General features: G+C 60.0%; 18 protein-coding genes and 1 pseudogene. 8 read left to right on the plus strand and 11 right to left on the minus strand.

Annotated features, from left to right (window positions below; genetic code table 11):
• The first annotated feature begins 219 nt into the window (after nt 1-219).
• Entirely contained in the window at nt 220-1248 is a 1029-nt protein-coding gene (locus C3F42_RS16255) for an IS30 family transposase (RefSeq protein ID WP_100774681.1), read from the plus strand.
• Between the two features lie 11 nt (nt 1249-1259).
• Here C3F42_RS16255 and C3F42_RS16260 read toward each other — a convergent pair whose 3' ends face one another.
• The 8 genes from C3F42_RS16260 to C3F42_RS16295 all read right to left on the minus strand — a co-directional run bounded on the left by C3F42_RS16260 (nt 1260) and on the right by C3F42_RS16295 (nt 9452).
• Nucleotides 1260-1391, minus strand: a complete 132-nt coding sequence (locus C3F42_RS16260) for a hypothetical protein (RefSeq protein ID WP_256586195.1) — start codon at nt 1389-1391, stop codon at nt 1260-1262.
• 91 nt (nt 1392-1482) lie between these two features.
• Nucleotides 1483-2295, minus strand: a complete 813-nt coding sequence (locus tag C3F42_RS16265) for an ABC transporter ATP-binding protein (protein WP_024944155.1) — start codon at nt 2293-2295, stop codon at nt 1483-1485.
• Between the two features lie 5 nt (nt 2296-2300).
• Complete coding sequence (locus C3F42_RS16270; protein WP_000063629.1) at nt 2301-3458, minus strand: ABC transporter permease; 1158 nt, start codon at nt 3456-3458, stop codon at nt 2301-2303.
• Nucleotides 3455-4075, minus strand: coding sequence for a DUF3313 family protein (locus C3F42_RS16275; RefSeq protein ID WP_000837791.1), 621 nt, complete (start codon nt 4073-4075; stop codon nt 3455-3457). The genes C3F42_RS16270 and C3F42_RS16275 overlap by 4 nt, the downstream gene beginning before the upstream one ends.
• Before the next feature lie 15 nt (nt 4076-4090).
• Nucleotides 4091-4438 (minus strand): multidrug efflux SMR transporter, encoded by a 348-nt coding sequence (locus C3F42_RS16280; protein ID WP_038421338.1) that lies wholly within the window; start codon nt 4436-4438, stop codon nt 4091-4093.
• A gap of 80 nt (nt 4439-4518) precedes the next feature.
• Nucleotides 4519-7623, minus strand: a complete 3105-nt coding sequence (locus tag C3F42_RS16285; RefSeq protein WP_003092293.1) for an efflux RND transporter permease subunit — start codon at nt 7621-7623, stop codon at nt 4519-4521.
• A 24-nt stretch (nt 7624-7647) separates the two neighbouring features.
• Nucleotides 7648-8679 carry an efflux RND transporter periplasmic adaptor subunit gene (locus C3F42_RS16290; protein WP_225984323.1) on the minus strand — a complete coding sequence of 344 codons (1032 nt, stop codon included), beginning with the start codon at nt 8677-8679 and terminating at the stop codon, nt 7648-7650.
• 131 nt (nt 8680-8810) lie between these two features.
• Complete coding sequence (locus tag C3F42_RS16295) at nt 8811-9452, minus strand: TetR/AcrR family transcriptional regulator (RefSeq protein WP_023093369.1); 642 nt, start codon at nt 9450-9452, stop codon at nt 8811-8813.
• 100 nt (nt 9453-9552) lie between these two features.
• On the opposite strand from C3F42_RS16295, the gene C3F42_RS16300 reads away from it, so the two are divergent.
• From C3F42_RS16300 to C3F42_RS16330, 7 genes are all read left to right on the plus strand, one after another.
• Complete coding sequence (locus C3F42_RS16300) at nt 9553-10800, plus strand: efflux transporter outer membrane subunit (protein WP_256586196.1); 1248 nt, start codon at nt 9553-9555, stop codon at nt 10798-10800.
• A gap of 126 nt (nt 10801-10926) precedes the next feature.
• Nucleotides 10927-12447 carry an IS21 family transposase gene (gene istA / locus C3F42_RS16305; RefSeq protein WP_081273177.1) on the plus strand — a complete coding sequence of 507 codons (1521 nt, stop codon included), beginning with the start codon at nt 10927-10929 and terminating at the stop codon, nt 12445-12447.
• Complete coding sequence (istB, locus tag C3F42_RS16310; protein WP_064491510.1) at nt 12444-13184, plus strand: IS21-like element helper ATPase IstB; 741 nt, start codon at nt 12444-12446, stop codon at nt 13182-13184. Before istA ends, istB begins: the two co-directional genes overlap by 4 nt.
• A 48-nt stretch (nt 13185-13232) precedes the next feature.
• Nucleotides 13233-13412, plus strand: coding sequence for a hypothetical protein (locus C3F42_RS16315; RefSeq protein ID WP_256586197.1), 180 nt, complete (start codon nt 13233-13235; stop codon nt 13410-13412).
• A gap of 93 nt (nt 13413-13505) precedes the next feature.
• Nucleotides 13506-14411, plus strand: coding sequence for a LysR family transcriptional regulator (locus C3F42_RS16320; protein ID WP_000405670.1), 906 nt, complete (start codon nt 13506-13508; stop codon nt 14409-14411).
• A 32-nt stretch (nt 14412-14443) separates the two neighbouring features.
• Entirely contained in the window at nt 14444-14707 is a 264-nt protein-coding gene (locus tag C3F42_RS16325; RefSeq protein ID WP_000717310.1) for an EexN family lipoprotein, read from the plus strand.
• Nucleotides 14708-14765: 58 nt separating this feature from the next.
• Nucleotides 14766-15083, plus strand: coding sequence for a multidrug efflux SMR transporter (locus C3F42_RS16330; protein ID WP_000539741.1), 318 nt, complete (start codon nt 14766-14768; stop codon nt 15081-15083).
• A gap of 228 nt (nt 15084-15311) precedes the next feature.
• Here C3F42_RS16330 and C3F42_RS16335 read toward each other — a convergent pair.
• The 3 genes and pseudogenes from C3F42_RS16335 to C3F42_RS16345 form a co-directional block, all read right to left on the minus strand.
• Nucleotides 15312-15491 (minus strand): annotated as a pseudogene (locus tag C3F42_RS16335) (integrase core domain-containing protein); the annotation flags it as partial.
• Between the two features lie 101 nt (nt 15492-15592).
• Entirely contained in the window at nt 15593-16123 is a 531-nt protein-coding gene (locus tag C3F42_RS16340; RefSeq protein WP_000043569.1) for a hypothetical protein, read from the minus strand.
• A 281-nt stretch (nt 16124-16404) separates the two neighbouring features.
• Complete coding sequence (locus C3F42_RS16345; RefSeq protein WP_023093368.1) at nt 16405-17310, minus strand: LysR family transcriptional regulator; 906 nt, start codon at nt 17308-17310, stop codon at nt 16405-16407.
• Nucleotides 17311-17485 lie beyond the last annotated feature (175 nt).

Below are 17485 nucleotides of genomic sequence, written 5' to 3' on the forward strand. Positions count from 1 at the left end.
GCATAACCCCGGCGCACCGCGCCGGGGTTTCAACGATGCCATCGGATAACGCTGAAAGCCGACGTAGGGTTAGCCAGGTCCTGGTAACGCCGGCGGAACCGCATGAATCCAGCATCCAGGGCTTTCACTATCAAAGAAGTCCACATGGACAGGCCCTAAATCATGGCGGCGGCAAAAACTGAGTGCAACACCTGACCTTTCCGGTACGGTGCTGCCACTATGTCTTATACCGAACTCAGCGTTGAAGAGCGCGCCACCATTCAAATCGGTCGTACTCAAGGCTTCAGCCTGCGTAGGATTGCCTGCTTGATCAACCGATCCCCTTCGACCATCAGCCGGGAGCTGCGCCGCAATCGAGATGTCTGTGGCGGCTACTCGGCCCACGCGGCCCAGCAGCAGATGCAGGCTCGCCGCCAGGTGTGTCGACCGAAGCGAAAGCTGTTGCCGGGTGGTGAGCGCTTCGAGTTGGTGGCGCATATGCTCCGTGAGCGTTTGTCTCCCGAGCAGATTGCCGGCAAGCTGCGCAGCATGAACATTCCCAGCCTCAGAGATGCCTACGTCTGTCGCGAGACGATCTATAACGCGATCTATGCCCTGCCGGTCGGTGAACTGCGCAAGGAGCTGATCATCTGCCTGCGGCAAAGCAAGACGACACGCCGACCGCGCTCTGGTGGTGTGGATCGGCGCGGCCAGATCCCCGAGATGGTCAGTATTCATGTGCGCCCGCCGGAGATTGAAGACAGGCAGATGCCGGGGCATTGGGAAGGCGACCTCATCAAGGGTAAGGCCAACGCCTCGTCCGTCGGTACGCTGGTGGAACGCACCAGTGGCTACCTGATGCTGGTAAAGATGAACGACGCGACGGCGACTTCGGCGCTGGAAGGCTTCAGCGCCGCGCTCAATGGCATGCCGCTGGAGATGCGAAAGAGCATGACTTACGACCAGGGCCGGGAGATGGCGCGACACGCCGAGATCACCCAAAGAACCGGCGTGGCGATCTACTTCTGCGACCCGCACAGCCCTTGGCAGCGCGGTAGCAACGAAAACATCAATGGCCTGATCCGCCAGTACCTGCCCAAAGGCACAGACCTGTCGGTACACAGCCAGGAAGAACTGAATGCCATCGCACTGCAACTGAACATGCGTCCGCGTAAGCGCTTCGACTTCAAATGCCCAATCGAAGTTATGGGCGAGGTGATGCAGAAGGCCATGGCTATGCGGCATGATGCTCCAGTTTCAATTCAATGACCGTGTTGCACTCAGCTCCTGCAACCGCCCTGGTAATCGTGGTCGGAACGTGTGTCGCTGAGCCAAAGCGCGAAGCCAATACCAATCGCACCGAGCAGCACGACGAACAGACCAATGAATACATGATGGGCACGTGGTTCCATGATCAGACCACCTCGTTCTCAGAGTTTAAATATTGCGTGCGCCCAGCCCAATGCGTGCGCGACGGAAGAATGATGCAGATGCGGAGGGGTTTCATGGCTGCGTCTCTTGGCTGGAAGCACCAGTGGCCTGTGCGGCCGCACGGCCACGGGGGCCGTGAAAGTATTCCTGTATCCACGGGTGCTTGAAGCGCTCGACTGCCTCGATGCCGTCGTTGATGAGTACCTTCTGGTTCGCCAGGACCGCGACACGGTCGCATATGGTGTACAGCGTATCGAGGTCGTGGGTTACCAGAAACACCGTGAGGCCCAGTGCATTGCGCAGGGTCAGAATCAATTGGTCGAAAGATGCAGCCCCGATTGGATCCAGTCCTGCGGTGGGTTCGTCAAGAAACAGGATGTTCGCATCAAGCGCCAAGGCTCTCGCCAGTGCTGCTCGTTTCACCATGCCTCCGGACAACGAGGCCGGATACTTGTCTCCCGCTCCGGCAGGCAACCCCACCAAGCCCAGCTTGCTTCTTGCCAAACGCTCGGCAAGAGGCCGCGCCAGACCGACATGCTCGATCAAAGGAAGAGCGACGTTCTCCAAGACGGTCAGCGATGAATACAACGCGCCCTTCTGGAACAGAATGCCGAACCTTCGCTCCATACGCGCGCGCGCAAGCCATTGGGCTCGCAGTAGGTCGCGCCCCCCGATACGGACCACGCCCGAATGCGGCTTCTGCAGCCCGACGACGCTACGCAAGAGCACGGATTTCCCGGTGCCTGACCCTCCCACCACGCCAAGGATTTCCCCGCGCCGCACGTCCAGGTCTAGGTCCTGATGGACCTGCTGGGTTCCAAACCTGTTGTCCAGGCCGCGCACTTCAATAGCGTGTCGCACACCGTTGTCGGTGTCTTGCTTCACCGCGCTCACCAGCCCATCTCCATGAAGAACAGTGCAGCGATGGCGTCTATCAGGATCACCATGAAGATTGATTGCACGACACTAGACGTCGTGTGGTCGCCTACCGACTCAGCGCTACCGGCGACCTTGAACCCTTCATGGCAGCCGATAGCGGCGATCATCACCGCGAAGAGCGGGGACTTGCTCATTCCGACAAGAAAATGGCGCACCTCGATTTTTTCCTGCACGATGGCAAGGAACTGTGCGGGAGGAATTTCCAAGCTCAGTGCGCATACGGTGGCGCCGCCCGCAATGCCAGCCAAGATGCCTACTAAGGTGAGCAGTGGCAAGGACACAAGAAGCGCCAGCACGCGTGGCAGCACCAGTAACTCGATGGGGTCGAGCGCGTTGGAGCGAAGCGCATCGATCTCTTCATTTGCCTTCATCGAACCGATTTGGGCGGTGTACGCGCTTGCGGTACGGCCTGCAATCAATATGGCCGGGAGCAGCACTCCGAACTCGCGCATGAACGAGAAGGCGACCAGATGCACCGAGAAGATGCTCGCACCGAAGTTGGCCAGCACCGTTGCTCCCAGGAACGCCACCACCATTCCTACCATGAAGCTCAGTAGCGCCACGATGGGAATGGCGTCCACCGCTGATCGCTGGATTTGAGCGATCACCGAGGTCGCGCGCCAGCGACGCGGGTGACGAACGGTACGGCTCCATGTTTCGATGATCTGGCCCACGAACCCGGCCAGACCAAGACACGCACGACAGCCCTGTTCCAAGGTCAGGCCTATGCGTCCCAGACCGCGGAGCAGAGGATTCCCGCTCACCGCTGCTTTCTCCGTCTTCTGCTGATCGGTAGCAGCGGCGGCCAGCGCTCTCATTAGGGCGAGGCGATCCGAGGACAGATTTGGAGCTGCCTCCGGCCGGTCGAGTATCGAGTCTGGCCCGAGAATTTCCACCAGCAGAGCCGCGCCGGCGGTGTCCAGTCTCTGGACTTGCGTCCAGTCGAGTAAGGGAGTGGCGTACCCCTCGGCATGACTGATGCGGGCGGCGGACACGGATTTTGCCAGACTGGCGTAGTGCTCTATCGTCCAGTCGCCACCCGCCAGCCATTTGTGATCACCGCCGACCATGGCATCCTGCCGGAGCCAAGCCTGTGAAGCGTTGCTCATGGCTGCGTGTCCCGCCAAGCGCTGTCGATGCGCTCGATGCAGTTCGTGATCGCCGCTTTGGCATGACCCAGCAATGTGTACGAACCGGCGAACTCTTTAATGACGTTGCCGCGCTCGAAGCAACTGGCGGCAGCAACCCGGCGTCCCGTCCTTAAATCGACTGCTTCGAACTCTAGGCTGGCACCACCCGTCGTCACGGGTCCAACCAGCAGGGTCGTCATTGCATTGACTGCCCGATTCGGTGTCTGCAGTTCGGTGACCGCTACACGCACCCGAACCTGTCCCGCGCCACCTGGGGGGGCGGGACTTTTGCCTTCCTGGCGTTTCAGTTCGCTCGTCACATGGTCTAGCACTTCGCGCTGCTGCGCGTCATCGAGCCCATCGATGCGACCCGAGGCGGTCTTGATCTGCGCTTCTTCCACCACGACAGCGGCATAACGCTTGGGCTCGAATCCCGCTGCGCGGTACATCAGTACGTTCTCGTATCGTGTCGGCGATAACTTCTCGTAGTCGCCGAGAAATCCGGAGCGCGTCATGCTGTTGGTCGCGCATCCAGAGAGCGCGCCTGCTACGCAAAAAAAGATGCCGCCGCGGATCAATGCAGTTTTGCTCTTCATAATGGGTCTCCTTGATCAAACGAAACTAAGACAGGCAATGCCTGCTGCGATGAGGGCGGTGCCAGACCAGCGCGTTACCGATGCGACATCGCCTAGTAGGAGGGCGCCGACGCCCAAGTTTCCAAGTAGCCCGATTCCTGCCCAGGCTGCAGAGGCCGCGCTGATCGGAATCCGCTTGAGCGCGAACCACAAAAGTGCGCCGCTGGCCGCCATGCACGTCACTGCCACACAGAGGCCGACCCAGCGCATCGGACCGCCCGCCGTGATGGCCCGCAGGCCCAGTGGATAGCCCGCTCCTAGAACCCCTGCGGCAATGACAATCGACCAGGATTTCCAGATCAGCGGATGGGTGCTGAATCGCATAAGCCTAGCGAGACATACGCATGAAGCGTGGGTGCATACGAATTCTGAGAATGCGCAGCACGCGGCGGCTCGCAAGAGACTCATGAGCGATCTCCATGCGCGGTGGCGACACTCAGGTTCCACGGCCCAATTCGCTTGATTCCAAACAGGACTTCGTAAAGCAGCGGAATCAAGCCCAACGTCACCAGCGTTCCGAGTGCCAGCCCACCGATCATCGCGATCGCCATCCCTTTCCATAATGGTCCGGAGAAGAGCATGAGTGGCACCAGTCCCGAAATGCAGGTGACCTTGGTCATCACGATTGGACGAAGCCGTTGTATCGCGGCCCCAACCAAGGCTTCATGGCGTGGCAGGCCTTCCGCTAGCCCCTGGTCGATGCGTTCCAGCAAGAGCACGGCGTTGTTGACAATGATCCCGAACAGGGCCAGTACGCCGAAGGTCGCCATGAAGCTGAAAGGTGTGCCGGTCAGCTTCAGAGCCAATACCACGCCGATAAGCGTGAAAGGGATCGTCGCGAGGATCACACCGAGCTTGCGGAAAGAATTGAACTGCCATACGAACAGCATCAGCATCGCCAGAAATGCGAGGGGCATGTAGGTCGACAGCGCGGCGTTCGATTCGGCGGCTTCCTCGATCTCGCCGCCAAGTTCAACCGAGTAGCCCGCGGGCAGGTCCAGGGCAGCGACGCTAGGCGCCAGGCGGTTGATGATCTCCTGGGCGGTGTAAGAGGTGTTCTGTCCTTGCACGGTGATCGTGCGGATGAGATTGCGCCGTTGGATGACCGAGGGCTCGCTCGCGAGCGATACGTCTGCGACCTGAGCCAGCGTCACCGCTGGACCGCCGTTGGTGGGATAGATGAGCGTCGCGCCTACGTCTGCCGTGCTGCGACGCTCGCTTACGATACTGCGCAGGACGATCGGGACGGAGGTGTCACCGTCGCGAATAACCGAGATCGATCTGCCGCTGTAGCGGACATCCAGCCCGCCAGCGATGTCTTCAGTCGTCACGCCCGCCCGACGCGCGCGGTCCTGGTCGACCCGTACGTCGATGCGGCCAACGCGCGTATCCCAATCGTTCTTGACGTTGATGGTGCCGGGCAGCTTGCGCAGCGCTGCTTCGATTTTGGACGCGGCCCCCAACAATACCTCCTCATCCGGACCGCTGACGCGATAAATGGCAGTCCCTGACTCGGTCGCACCGAGCGAGAAACGCTTGGGCTCGGCGCGCACGTCGCCATGTGCTTGCGCAAAGTAGCTGCGGGTGCGGGCGAGGACGGCGTCGATGTCGCTCTTCGGCTTCAATGTGACAACGAAGTACGCGATGTTCGATGCTGGCAGTGGTGGATTCAGGCTAAGGATGAAGCGCGGGCCACCATCGGCGACGTAGCCGATGTGATCGGAGACTTCTGGATTGATGTTCGTGTCGCCCAGCCAACCACTGATCTGCTTCACGCGGGCGAGCGTTTCGCGCGAGTCGGTACCGGGGGCGAGCTGCACCGGAATCTGGAACTGAAGCCGGTCGGACTTGGGCATGAAATCGTACGGCAGGGTGGTGAAGCCATACAGCGCAATGGCAAGCGCCGCGATCATCGACGCTACATAGACCGCCTTATGGTGGAGCACCCACTCCAGTACGCGCCGGTAGCCACGGTAGAAGCGGGTGTCATAGGCGTCGCCCTGCTCCTGCTTGTGATGGGGTTTGGCGAAGTGGTAGCACAATAGGGGCGTGACAGTCAGGCACAGCAGCCACGAAGCGAACAACGTCAGTGCCAGCACGACCACGAGATTGTGCAGATACTCGCTCGTGGCGTTCTGGCCAAAAAAGAACGGCGAGAACACGATCACGATCACGAGCGAGGACGTGAGCAGCGGAATGGCGAGCGTGCGGCCCGCCTCGAGGCAGGCATGCTTACGATCTTCGCCACCGGCCAGGCGGCGTTCGATGTCTTCGGCAATCACAATGCCGTTGTCCACCAACAAGCCGAGCGCAATGATGATGGCGCCCATCGAGACGTTCTGAAGCTCGATGTTCATCGCGCGCATGACGATGAGTGCACTGAGGATCGTCAACGGCACGATCATGCCCACGATGATCCCGGTGCGCCAACCGAGAAATAGCACGACGACACCGAGGACGACGATGATCGTCTCCATCATGACGTGGTTCATTTTGCCCATCTCGTGCTTGACGACATCGGCCTGGAAAGTGACGTATGACAGATCGAAACCCGCCGGCAGCAGCTTCTCCTGGTCTGCAACCCGTGCTTTGAGCGCTTTTCCGAACTGCTCCACGTTCTGACCGGAGGCCATCGAAACCGCCATGACGACAGCGGGCTGGCCTTTGTAGATGGCAGCAGATTCCGGCGGATCGGCTGGCCGCACACTCACCTGCGCCAGTTCACCCAATGCGATCGTCGGCACGGGCGCCGTACTACTTTGCGGTCGTGGCAGCGCGATCGGCATTGCTCGCAGGGAGGGAGCGTCACGCACTTCGCCACTGACCGCCAAGGTTGCATTGATGCCGCCGACAACAATTTGTCCACCCGAAGCGACGACGTTCTGTTTGACGAGTTGGTCGATCACCCCCTGTGGTGTCAGCTCCAATCGCGCGAGCCTAGGCCGATCGAATTCGAGATAGACGCGCTCTTCCTGCAGGCCGTAGAAAGTGATGCGCTCAATACCAGGCACGGTGTACAGGCGGTCGCGCATCTGCTTGAGCGCGACGCGCATCTCGCTCATGGAGTAACCTGGTGCAGTGACCGCAATCGAGGCAACCGCGACGCGGCCGAAGTCTTCGTCGACGAAAGGCCCCATCGTGCTCTGTGGTAAGGCATCCTTCGAATCGGCGACCTTGGCCCGGACGCGCTGCCAGATCGGTGCCAAGTCGGTGTAGCGGTCCCAGATCGTGACCTGGATCATGGCGCTGCCTGCGCGCACGGTGCTCGTCACGCGCTTGACCTCTGCCAGTTCGCGCAAGCGCTCCTCGATCGGCCGGGCAATGAGTTGCTCAACGCGTTCGGCGGGCAGCCCCGGGTTCAACGCCGTGACCATCGCATCGCGGACCGTGACAGTCGGCTCCTCCTGAGAAGGAAAATTCAGGAAGGTCGCGATGCCGGCGACGAAAATGATGAGCGCTACAAAGTAGGTAAGTCGACTGGCGCGCAGCGCCATCTCGGTGATCTTCATGATGAAGTAACCTGGTGGATCGCGTTAGCGCTTGGTCAATTGAGTGGTGGCTTCCAGTGGTGTCACTGGCTGTCCATCGGTGAGCCATCCTCCTCCGGCGGCAACCACCGTCTCGCCGGGCTTGAGTCCAGCGAGGACGCGCGCGCTGTCTCCTTCCTGTACCGGCGTGAAGCGCACCGCGCGACGGTGCACCTTCTTATCTTCAGGGGTGTAGACGAAGACGGAAGCCTCGCCCGGCTTCGTGCCGAGCACCAGCGAGGCATAAGGTATGGATACAGTCTCGGGCCGAGAGGTCTTGGAGGTTGCCGCAGGTGCGTCGAGCACGACCTGTACGGGAATACCTGGCCGAAGTGCGCGCGCTTGCGCGTTATCTTCAGGCACTAGCACCACGGGTAGGAGCGAGCCATTTTCGGCGCGCAGACCGACACGACGTACCACCGCTCGGATTGGTTGTTCGGCTCCGCTCCAGCTCAGTTCTGCGCGTTGGCCGACATCTATGTGAGGTGCCTGTGTAGTAGACGCGTTCGCGATGATCTCAGTGCCACTGCGCACGCCGTCGACCTGAAATACCGGCGCACCAGCAGCAATGTCGGTGAACGCCAAAGCCAGCTTTTCCGCCACGACACCATCGAAAGGAGCGACGATCATCGTGCCACGTTGTGCTCGTTCGGCCAGGCCAAGCGCCGCCTTGGCAGTGCGCGCTTGACCCTCTGCGACCGCTAGCTGCGCCTTCGCGCTCTCGAACGCAGCAGGGGAGATGACTTCGCTTTCGAGCAACCGGCGCTGTTGATCTGTCTGTACACGTCGATCCATCAGGCCGGCTTCGGCGGCCGCCAGGGATGCTTGCGCTTGTGTCACGCGAAGCCGGTCAGGTTGCGCATCAAGTTCTGCCAGGACTTGGCCGCGGGAGAACCGTTCACCCACGTCGACGTTCAACTTGGCGATCCGTCCTCCTGTTTCAAATCCTAGGATGCTGCGCTCGGTTGCTCGCGCCGAGCCAGTCAATTCGATGCGAGAGCTATGCGGGAGATCCGACTGCGCGGCGGCGAGCTTCACTGCGCGCGGAGGCTCGGATACGGTGGATTGCGAGTTTCCGCACCCTGAGAGCAGAGTCGAAATGGATAGTGTGCAAGCAACCGCCAAGGAGCGCGGTGCGCACGCGGTCATGACACCGCTACGGACGCGACTCATGTGCGTCCTTTTGCCGGGACAAGTTCGAGATGACCCGAGGCGAGATCCTGGAGCGCCCGAAAGAAATGCCGCCGCTCTGCGGGTGCGAGTATTGGCAAACCCAGAAGATCGGCGAACAGGGCGCCATCCAATGCCAGCATGATGAGTGCCGCGGTCTCGGTGCCACGCGGGGATCGACGCACGCGTTCGTACTGCACGCGGTACCACTCGCGCAGTGGGTCGAGAAGTGTTGGATCTTCCGCAGCTGCCGCGAGCAGCGCTGCGCCCATCTTCTGCATCTCGTCGTCGGGCATCGCTTCCACCTGGCTCGACAGCCAGGGGTCCGGATCTCCGGCAAACCTGCGCTCGTGATTGGCTTGTACCGCGTCGAACGCCCGGATCATCTCGTCGATCAGTGTCACGAACAAATCGCGTTTGGTCTTGAAGTGATAGAGAAACGCCCCTTTGCTCAACCCGGCCCGCACAACGACGGCGTCCAGTGTCAAGCGACTGGCACCTTCCTCCAGCACCAGTTCGCGGGCGGCCTGCAGGATGCGGTCGCGAGTTCGCTGGGCTCCTTGCTGGAGGCCGGGCTGCGCATCGGCGCTGCTATGGGCAGTGGACGGGGGGGGCAACTTTGTTTTCGCGCGGGGCGGCATGGTCGTGCTCCAAAAAAGCTTGAGCCATATACAGTCCAGACGGTATAGTAGAAGCCATACAACAGTCCGTCAAGACTTTTTCGGAACGCAAGGAGCTGCCATGTCTCAAATTCTTGAACGCTATCGCCTCATTGCCATGATTTCTCCGCTACTGCTTCTTGCGGCCTGCAGCCATGCCCCGCACTCTGCCGATCCACCTCGCCTGGATGTACCGGCCCATTTCTCAAATGAAGAGGGAGGTGAAGGCATCTTGGACAAATCGTCCCGCCGTACTCTTCCCGTCGATTGGTGGACGGCCTACGGCGATCCGCACCTCAATGCCTTGGTCCGGGCGGCGCTGGAGCGCAATACCGAACTGACGATTGCGCGAGCGCGCGTGGACGAGGCATCGGCCGCCACGCGGCGAGCACGGGCCTCCCTGCTCCCCTCGTTGTCCGCGGGCACGCAGGCAACTCGAGGACGCGACTATTCAGAGAACGTTGCAATCGGCAATGATGGCCGCGCCACGTTGTCCGCATCGTGGGAGGCAGACCTGTCGGGACGGCTTTCGCAGGCAGCAGAAGGTGCGCGCCTGGATGCGGTGGCAGCCGAACAAGCGTGGGTTGCCACGCGGTGGCAGGTCGCGTTTGAAACAGTGTCGGCGGCTGTGCAGCAGCGCCAAGCCAGTGAGCTCGAAGCGCTAGCCGCGGCGCGGCTGGCATCCGCAGAACGACTCGTCTTGCTGATGCAACGGAAGTTCGAGGCCGGACAAGCTACCGGCTTCGACATCGAGCGTACCCGCGCCGGCGTCGTCGCACTGCGCGTGGAGCAAGAGCAACTGCGGCGTGCGCGCGGCGAGGCGACGCATGCACTCGATGTACTAGTGGGACAAACGCCCGGAGCGCCTGCAGCTTCCCCAACTCTTGCGTCGCTCGCCGTCCCGGACTGGACACCGACACGCATACCTGCGGACCTGCTGAGTGAGCGGCCCGACGTGCGCGCCGCCGAAGCGAAGTTCGCCGCCGAAACCGCGCGCTGGAACGCAGCCGAAGGCGAACGCTTCCCCAGGCTGGTGTTGGACCTGAGCGGCGGACGGCAGCGCGTAGAGAGTGTGGGAACCCGCATCACTGGAAACATTTTTTCACTTGGGGCCGGGGTGTCGTTGCCGATCTTCGATGGTGGCGCGATCCGTGCCGGCATCGAGACCGGAGAGGCGCGCAGCCGAGCTGCCCGTGCGGAGTTCGAGCGCACTTTGTTGAGTGCTTTGCAGGACGTAGAGAACGCATATCTCGGTTGGCATACGCAGCACGCAGCACTGGAGCATCAGGCCGAGGGTGTCGCAGTCGCGGAGCGTCAGCTCGATTGTTAATGGCCAATTAAACTGACCCACCTCTGGCCAACAATTTTGACCCACCCATAGTGGCATTGGCCACCGACCATGTAGCGTCACCCGCCTTATGCACAGGCCGGGGACAGATCATTGAAGGAGTGGGTTGTGATTCACAAGATCAAGGGGTTGTATGACCAGGGCCGAGGCCTGTCGGTCCGTGCCATCAGTCGTGAGCTGGGGATTTCCCGGAACACCGTACGCAAGTATCTCCACCTGGATGAGATGCAGATCAGCGCTACCATTGCTGACCCTTCACGCACCAAGGTGCTCGACGAGCACCGCGATTATCTGATTAATCAGTTGGGTCAGTTTCCAGCCCTGAGCGCAGTCAAGCTGGCCCGTCGCCTGAGGGAGCGCACCACCGAGCTGGCGGTGTCAGACCGGAGCATTCGCCGCTATGTGCAAGCGCTCAAGCAGCAGGTTGCCAGTGGCCAGTTGCGCTATTACGAGCCGGTCGTTGAGTCAGTGCCTGGCGTGCAGTGTCAGGTCGACCCCGGTGAGCTGCGAGGCGTCATGATTGGCGGCCTGGAGCGTGTCGTTCATTTTGTGGTGTTTGTGCTGTCCTGTTCACGGCTGATGTATGTCGGTCTGAACTTCCGGCCGCTGGATACCGAACGGTTTATCCAGATGCACGACGAGGCCTTCCGCTACTTCGGCGGCGTCACCGAGGAGTGCATCTACGATCAGACCAAGATGGTGGTGATCAACGAGCAGTACCGTGAGCTGACGCTGAACCAGCGCTTCCACCAGTATGCGACTACCGTCGGGTACCGCATCCATGCCTGCGAGGGCTATGACCCGGAGAGCAAGGGCAAGGTGGAGGCCGGGGTCAAGTACGTCAAGCGTGACTGCTTCTACGGCGAGCACTTCCAGGACGAGGCCGCCGTCCGACAGCACCTGAATGATTGGCTCGAGACTGTCGCCAACGCACGCGTGCACGGCACGACGGGGCAGCATCCAAGAGCGCATTTCGAGGCACTGGAGCGTAGTCAGCTCAAGCCCTATCTCGTCCCGCAGAACCTGCTGCACGTGGCGCCGACAAGGGAGACCCGCAAGGTCGACAAGACCGGCTTGATCTCATGGCAGGCCAACAAGTACTCGGTACCCATGGCCTGGCAGCAAGCCCGTGTCGGTGTCAGCGCACAGGACAACCAGTTGCTGATCCATGACCTGGAGAGCGGTGAACTCATAGCCACCCATGACCTGTGCAAGGCCAAGGGCCGGATGATCAAGAACAACAACCATTACCGAGACCATGCCCAGCGCATTACCGACCTGGAGCGCGGCATCGACTCGATCCTGCCCGATGCCCTTGGGGCAACCCTGTGCCAACTGCTCAAGCGTACTTCGCCGCGTATCTACAAGGATCAGCTGGTTGCTGCACGCGACCTGCTCATGGCCCATGCGCCGGTTGATACGGCGTTGCTCGGCGAGTTGTGCGAGCGCAGTGAACTGACCGCCACCGGGCTCAAGCGCTACCTCGAAGCATGGCAGCAAGCCAAGGCGCGGGGCCGGATCATCGGCGACCATGACTATGCGCCAGAGGCCGGTAGCCAGGTTAGTCACGCCGACCTGAACGCTTATGCCCGCATTGGCCAGTCGACTGGCCACGGGGTGACCCAATGAGCCTGCTCGACAGCACTATCGCGCAGTACCGAAGCCTGCGCCTCAGCGCGACCGCGGGTGAGCTGGCCACCCTGCTGGCCAGAGCCGAAGCCAATGAACTGTCCTACCTGAGCTTCGCCCAGTCACTGGTCGAGCATGAGCTTAACGCCCGCTCCAGTAGCCGCGTAAGCCGCAACCTCAAGCAGGCGCAGTTCCCCTCGGAGAAGCATCTGGAGGCCTTCGATTACCGGCACCAGACCACCATCACCAAGCGCCAGGTCAGCACCTTGCTGGACTTCAGCTTTATCGACAACCGCGACAACCTGGTGTTCATCGGACCACCGGGTGTGGGCAAGACCCACTTGGCCATTGGGATTGGCCACAAGGCGGTTCAGGCGGGCTACAAGGTGCTGTTCCGCACGGCTCTGGCGTTGGTCGAGGATCTGGAGCTGGCGGAAATGAAGGGCGAGCTGAAGAAGCGCCTTAATCAGCTGAGCAAATACGACGTGCTGATCATCGATGAGCTGGGCTACCTGCCGATGACGCGCCAAGCCCGGTACAACCTGTTCCAGTTAATCAACAACCTGTACGAGTACCGCTCGGTCATCCTGACCACCAACAAGGACTTCACCAGCTGGGGCGAGTTCTTCCATGACGACAACGTGGCCGTGCCCATCATCGACCGCGTGATCCACCATTCACACATCTTTATGCTGGGAGGTGAGAGCTATCGTTTGAAGCAGAAAACCGGCGGTTAGCGGTGAGCAAGTGGGTCAATTCTATTGGCCAAAAGTGGGTCAAAATTAATGGCCATTGACATCGATCGCAGCCGACGTCTGTTCGAGGCGGGACAAGTGGACGCCACGGTGGTGGCCGAGGCTGAGGCCGGGGTGCTGTCAGCGCAGGCTTCGCTGATCCGCACGCGGGCCGAGACAGCCATGCAATGGGGCGTCCTGGCAAAAGCATTATCCGGCTCTCCTGTTTGATCGCAGAAACATGCTGGAGCAGCTTGCGAAGGCTAGCTAAATAGCGTGACGCAAGGCGAAGGTGGTGAGGCCTGAGTGATGAGGAATGCGAACATGGAAATTCGACACCTGCGCTACTTTCTGGCGGTGGCAGAGGAGCTGCACTTTGCCCGAGCCGCAGAGCGCCTCCACATAGAGACATCGCCGCTGTCGCGCGCCATCAAGGAACTTGAGGAAGAGTTGGGCGTAGCGCTATTTGCGAGAACCACTCGGAGCACCCGCTTGACTCGTGCGGGCAGGCTCTTCTTTGAGAGCGTGCCGCGTGTCTTCGCAGCTTTGCAGCAGGCGCGCGACAGTGTGAACGCCGCAGCCAATGGCTTTCATTGCCAGCTCCGTATTGCATTGTCTGATGGAATCACGCCATCGCGCCTGCCTGCGTTGTTGGCGCTCTGCCGGCAGGAAGAGCCGGAAGTGGAAGTTCGCTTCTTCGAGGTGCCTTTGGCACAGCAAATCAAGGGATTGTGTGGCGAACTGTACGATCTCGGCTTCGCTCAATCGGATGAAGTCGGCGAAGGCATCATCGCCGTGCCGGTGTGGAGTGACCCTCTGATGGTAGCTGTGCCCGCACGGCACCCCTTGCTATCCCACAAACAGATTCCCCTAGAAGAGCTGTTGCGGTATCCGCTGGTGCTCTGCGACGCGGTGGCGTGTGAGGGCCATGCTCGGCAAGTTGAACGGGTGCTACGTCGCGTGGACATAGAGCCACTGATTGCCGAACGCGTGACTTCCAGCGATCTAATGATGGTCCTGGTTTCGGCGGGACTTGCACTAGGCCTCACAGGAGGCGCGCATATCACAGCCAGCAGGGAACAGGGGGTGGTCGCACGGCCGCTGACTGGACGTTCGCCAATGCTCACGACCTATCTACTACGGCCGGCCAGCGAGCCGTCAGAAATGCTGACTCGCTTCATGGAACGCGTTCATTCGATCAAATCTCCAGATGCCAAAGGTCGGCGGTAAACCATCACACAATCTCCCAAAGAAAATTAACCATGAAGAAGATTGCTCTCATATTGCTTTCCTCGACATTGGCAGCCTGCAGCCCATCTGGGAAACCAGATAAAGCCAACCTTCCGACAGTCGATGAATTAGCGCTCAATCCTGAGCGTCTGAAAGAGTTGCGCAAGCAATGCAAGTTGGATCGACCAATGCTGGGCGACCAACTATGTAACCGGGTTGCCGAGGCTACGCGAAAGCGCTTTTACGAAGATGGCGATGTGCCCCACACCACGCCTAAAGAGCCGCCGAAGTTCTAAGCTGGTGGTCATGCCGGAGTATGTATGCCGGATATGAAAAATTTGAAGGAGAATCGCAATGGGTTGGATCTATCTTGTTTTGGCTGGATTGTTTGAAATCGGATGGCCGGTCGGGCTGAAAATGGCGCAAGAGCCAACATCGCGTTGGAGTGGGGTCGCAGTAGCCGTCTCTTTCATGACAATTAGCGGCGCCTTCCTATGGCTTGCTCAGCGTCAGATACCGATTGGGACTGCTTATGCGGTGTGGACGGGTATCGGAGCGGCGGGAACTTTCTTAGTCGGAATTCATTTCTATGGCGACCCAACCTCCCTGATGCGATACCTTGGCGTGGCGTTGATCATCCTGGGCGTTATCACGCTCAAGTTATCGAGTTGATCGCTAGCTCCATTGGTAGCGTAGTCGCTAGGCGACCCAGCTCCCAGAGTGGATCGGGCGCTGGGAACTCGTACGGTCACCTCCTCTCTCTAGTCGCTATGTGACGAGCTTGCCGGCGCCTCGGGAGAGTTCGAGCCAGTGCGCGTAAGGCGGTGGGAGCACCCATTCCGGGTGGCTCCACCTTCAGTGCCTGCGCCAAGGTGACCTGAGTACGAACTTTGTAGCCAGTCAGGCAGTGAGTTCGGAGGGGATGCTATCGGATTGGATCCAGTTGCGCCGGATCGTCGCCGGCGGTTTGTAAGCATGCGCGCTATGCGGCCGCTGCTCGTTGTAGAACTGTCGCCAACGTTCGATCAGCACCTTCGCTTCGGTCCGACTGCGGAACCATTCGCGGTTGAGCAGTTCGTCGCCCATCGTTGCCTGCGAAGTCAGGACCAGCAGAATCCTGAGGGGAGTTCTCATCATGGTTTTCTCCGTTCAGACGCTTGGGATCAAGCGGCCGGAGACCACTACGCCTGCTTGGCTTTGCGCGCTGCCTCGACCAAGCTGTCGAGCCAGTCCTGATGGCCGTTGATCATCGGGTTGGGTTTGGCGTTGTGCAGCTCCTCGGCCGGTTTGCCCTTCTGAGTTTCCTGCGTGAGGATGCGCACGCGCCTGCCGTCCAGGTTCTCAACCAGCCAGGCGTGATGCACATCCAGGCGCGTATCTGTGCCTTCCTCGCCGGACCAGCCGTGCCAGGCCACGCGGCCGGGTTGCCCATCCGCAGGTGGCACGTATTCGTTGCACTGCCCCTCTACCGGGAAGCCGAAGGTCTCGAAGTAAAACCGATCGCCGTCGGCCAGTACCGGGCCTTTGCCGTCATGAAAGCACACGTTAGCCGAGTTGGCGTAGTAGCTTGGCCACAGCGATGGTGTGACGAGTAGAGGCCATACGTCGGCCGCGCTCAAGCCGGCGGCGATGATCTCATTGGAGGCGAAATTCTCAGTAAAGCCCGGCGTGTAGCCTTCGGGCCAGAGGATGGCGTTCTGTTGCTTGCTCATATCGAAGCTCCTTCACAAAATGTCGATGACGCAACAGGGGTGGCTGCGTCATTCAAGTGGTCATGGAGCAAATCATGAGCCTCCATCTGCAATAAGTGAAATCCTAAGTTTCTATTTTTGATATCATAAAATATGATATCAAGGCCTAGGTTCTGCCATCCACCGACTAGGCTATCTCGCAGCGGCGCTACGAAAGGGCGCGTCTCCAATTGAGCCGACTGATTGCTTATTTGTAGTGCGAGGTAGAGTTGTGCTGAGCATGACGATAGGAGCGATCTTGCCTACTTGTTGTTAGCACAGGAAGTGAACAGCAGTGCTCGTATCCAGCGATGTGCTGGATCGTGATGGGTGCGTTCGTGCCAAGCAGCCGTCTTGGTGAACCCCGGTATCTTCACCGGCGGCAGGGAGATAGCCAGCTTGTCCATACCGGCGACCAAGCGGCTCGGCAAGATCGCAACCATGTCACTGGCACGCAGGATGTCTGGCAAGATCAGAAAGCTCTTGACCGACAGTGTGACGCTGCGTCGTTTGCCCAACTGTTCTAGCGCATCGTCGGTGACGCCGCGGAAACCTCCACCATCGTAGGAAACAAGCGCATGGTCGAGAGCACAGAACTGTTTAACGGTCAGCTTGCGCCCCATAGCCGCAGGATGGTCTTCCCGCAGGACACACACATAGTGTTCCTTGAACAGCTCTCGGGCATGCAGATTTGGCGGAGTGATCTCTGGCGTCAGGAGGGCTAAATCGATCTGACCGCGCTCAAGCTGGTTCTGTAGCTGCCCGCTCTCGACTGGCACTAATGAGACTCGTACACGCGGTGCGTGCCGTTTAAGTGCCGATAGAAATGGGACAGCAACGGCACGCAGCGCATAGTCCGTCGCGGCGATGGAGAAGGTCAGTTGTGCGGTGGCCGGATTGAAGGAAGGTGGCTGGAGCAGCGCGTCGATTTCGGCGAGCACCTGCTTGACAGGCATCCCTAGATCCAGCGCCCGCTGCGTTGGAACGATACCCCGCTGCGAGCGCGCGAAAAGCGGGTCACCGAAGCTCTCGCGCAACCGCGTCAGCATGCCACTCAAGGCCGGCTGGGTTAGTCCCAGACGGGCCGCCGCCCGTGTCACATTGCGTTCGTCTAACAATGCGTCCAGCGCCTTGAGCAAGTTGAGATCCATACTCTTGATATTTTTCATTTTTATTCCAATCTTAAATATCATCGTTTTTCATGATATCTAAATATTGCCTATGAGTGGAAGCAAGGCCCATTGACGGCTTTTTTTGGGTAACTTGCTTGGAACTCTGTATGCGCCGCAGTGCGCTTTCGCTTGCGGCGCTTTTCTTTGACTCGCCACCGCGCTCATTCTTTCT

Origin of the sequence: Pseudomonas sp. PONIH3, from assembly GCF_002934345.1 — a bacterium.
Taxonomy (GTDB): Bacteria; Pseudomonadota; Gammaproteobacteria; order Pseudomonadales; family Pseudomonadaceae; genus Aquipseudomonas; species Aquipseudomonas soli.

What these genes read in the sequence shown, in the direction of transcription:
- C3F42_RS16325 (WP_000717310.1), top strand. Translation starts at nt 14,444, where the DNA reads ATGAAGAAGATTGCTCTCATATTGCTTTCCTCGACATTGGCAGCCTGC.
- C3F42_RS16280 (WP_038421338.1), bottom strand. Translation starts at nt 4,438, where the DNA reads ATGCGATTCAGCACCCATCCGCTGATCTGGAAATCCTGGTCGATTGTC.
- C3F42_RS16270 (WP_000063629.1), bottom strand. Translation starts at nt 3,458, where the DNA reads ATGAGCAACGCTTCACAGGCTTGGCTCCGGCAGGATGCCATGGTCGGC.
- istB (WP_064491510.1), top strand. Translation starts at nt 12,444, where the DNA reads ATGAGCCTGCTCGACAGCACTATCGCGCAGTACCGAAGCCTGCGCCTC.
- C3F42_RS16315 (WP_256586197.1), top strand. Translation starts at nt 13,233, where the DNA reads ATGGCCATTGACATCGATCGCAGCCGACGTCTGTTCGAGGCGGGACAA.
- C3F42_RS16275 (WP_000837791.1), bottom strand. Translation starts at nt 4,075, where the DNA reads ATGAAGAGCAAAACTGCATTGATCCGCGGCGGCATCTTTTTTTGCGTA.
- C3F42_RS16320 (WP_000405670.1), top strand. Translation starts at nt 13,506, where the DNA reads ATGGAAATTCGACACCTGCGCTACTTTCTGGCGGTGGCAGAGGAGCTG.
- C3F42_RS16300 (WP_256586196.1), top strand. Translation starts at nt 9,553, where the DNA reads ATGTCTCAAATTCTTGAACGCTATCGCCTCATTGCCATGATTTCTCCG.
- C3F42_RS16330 (WP_000539741.1), top strand. Translation starts at nt 14,766, where the DNA reads ATGGGTTGGATCTATCTTGTTTTGGCTGGATTGTTTGAAATCGGATGG.
- C3F42_RS16285 (WP_003092293.1), bottom strand. Translation starts at nt 7,623, where the DNA reads ATGAAGATCACCGAGATGGCGCTGCGCGCCAGTCGACTTACCTACTTT.
- C3F42_RS16260 (WP_256586195.1), bottom strand. Translation starts at nt 1,391, where the DNA reads ATGGAACCACGTGCCCATCATGTATTCATTGGTCTGTTCGTCGTGCTG.
- C3F42_RS16340 (WP_000043569.1), bottom strand. Translation starts at nt 16,123, where the DNA reads ATGAGCAAGCAACAGAACGCCATCCTCTGGCCCGAAGGCTACACGCCG.
- C3F42_RS16345 (WP_023093368.1), bottom strand. Translation starts at nt 17,310, where the DNA reads ATGAAAAATATCAAGAGTATGGATCTCAACTTGCTCAAGGCGCTGGAC.
- C3F42_RS16295 (WP_023093369.1), bottom strand. Translation starts at nt 9,452, where the DNA reads ATGCCGCCCCGCGCGAAAACAAAGTTGCCCCCCCCGTCCACTGCCCAT.
- C3F42_RS16255 (WP_100774681.1), top strand. Translation starts at nt 220, where the DNA reads ATGTCTTATACCGAACTCAGCGTTGAAGAGCGCGCCACCATTCAAATC.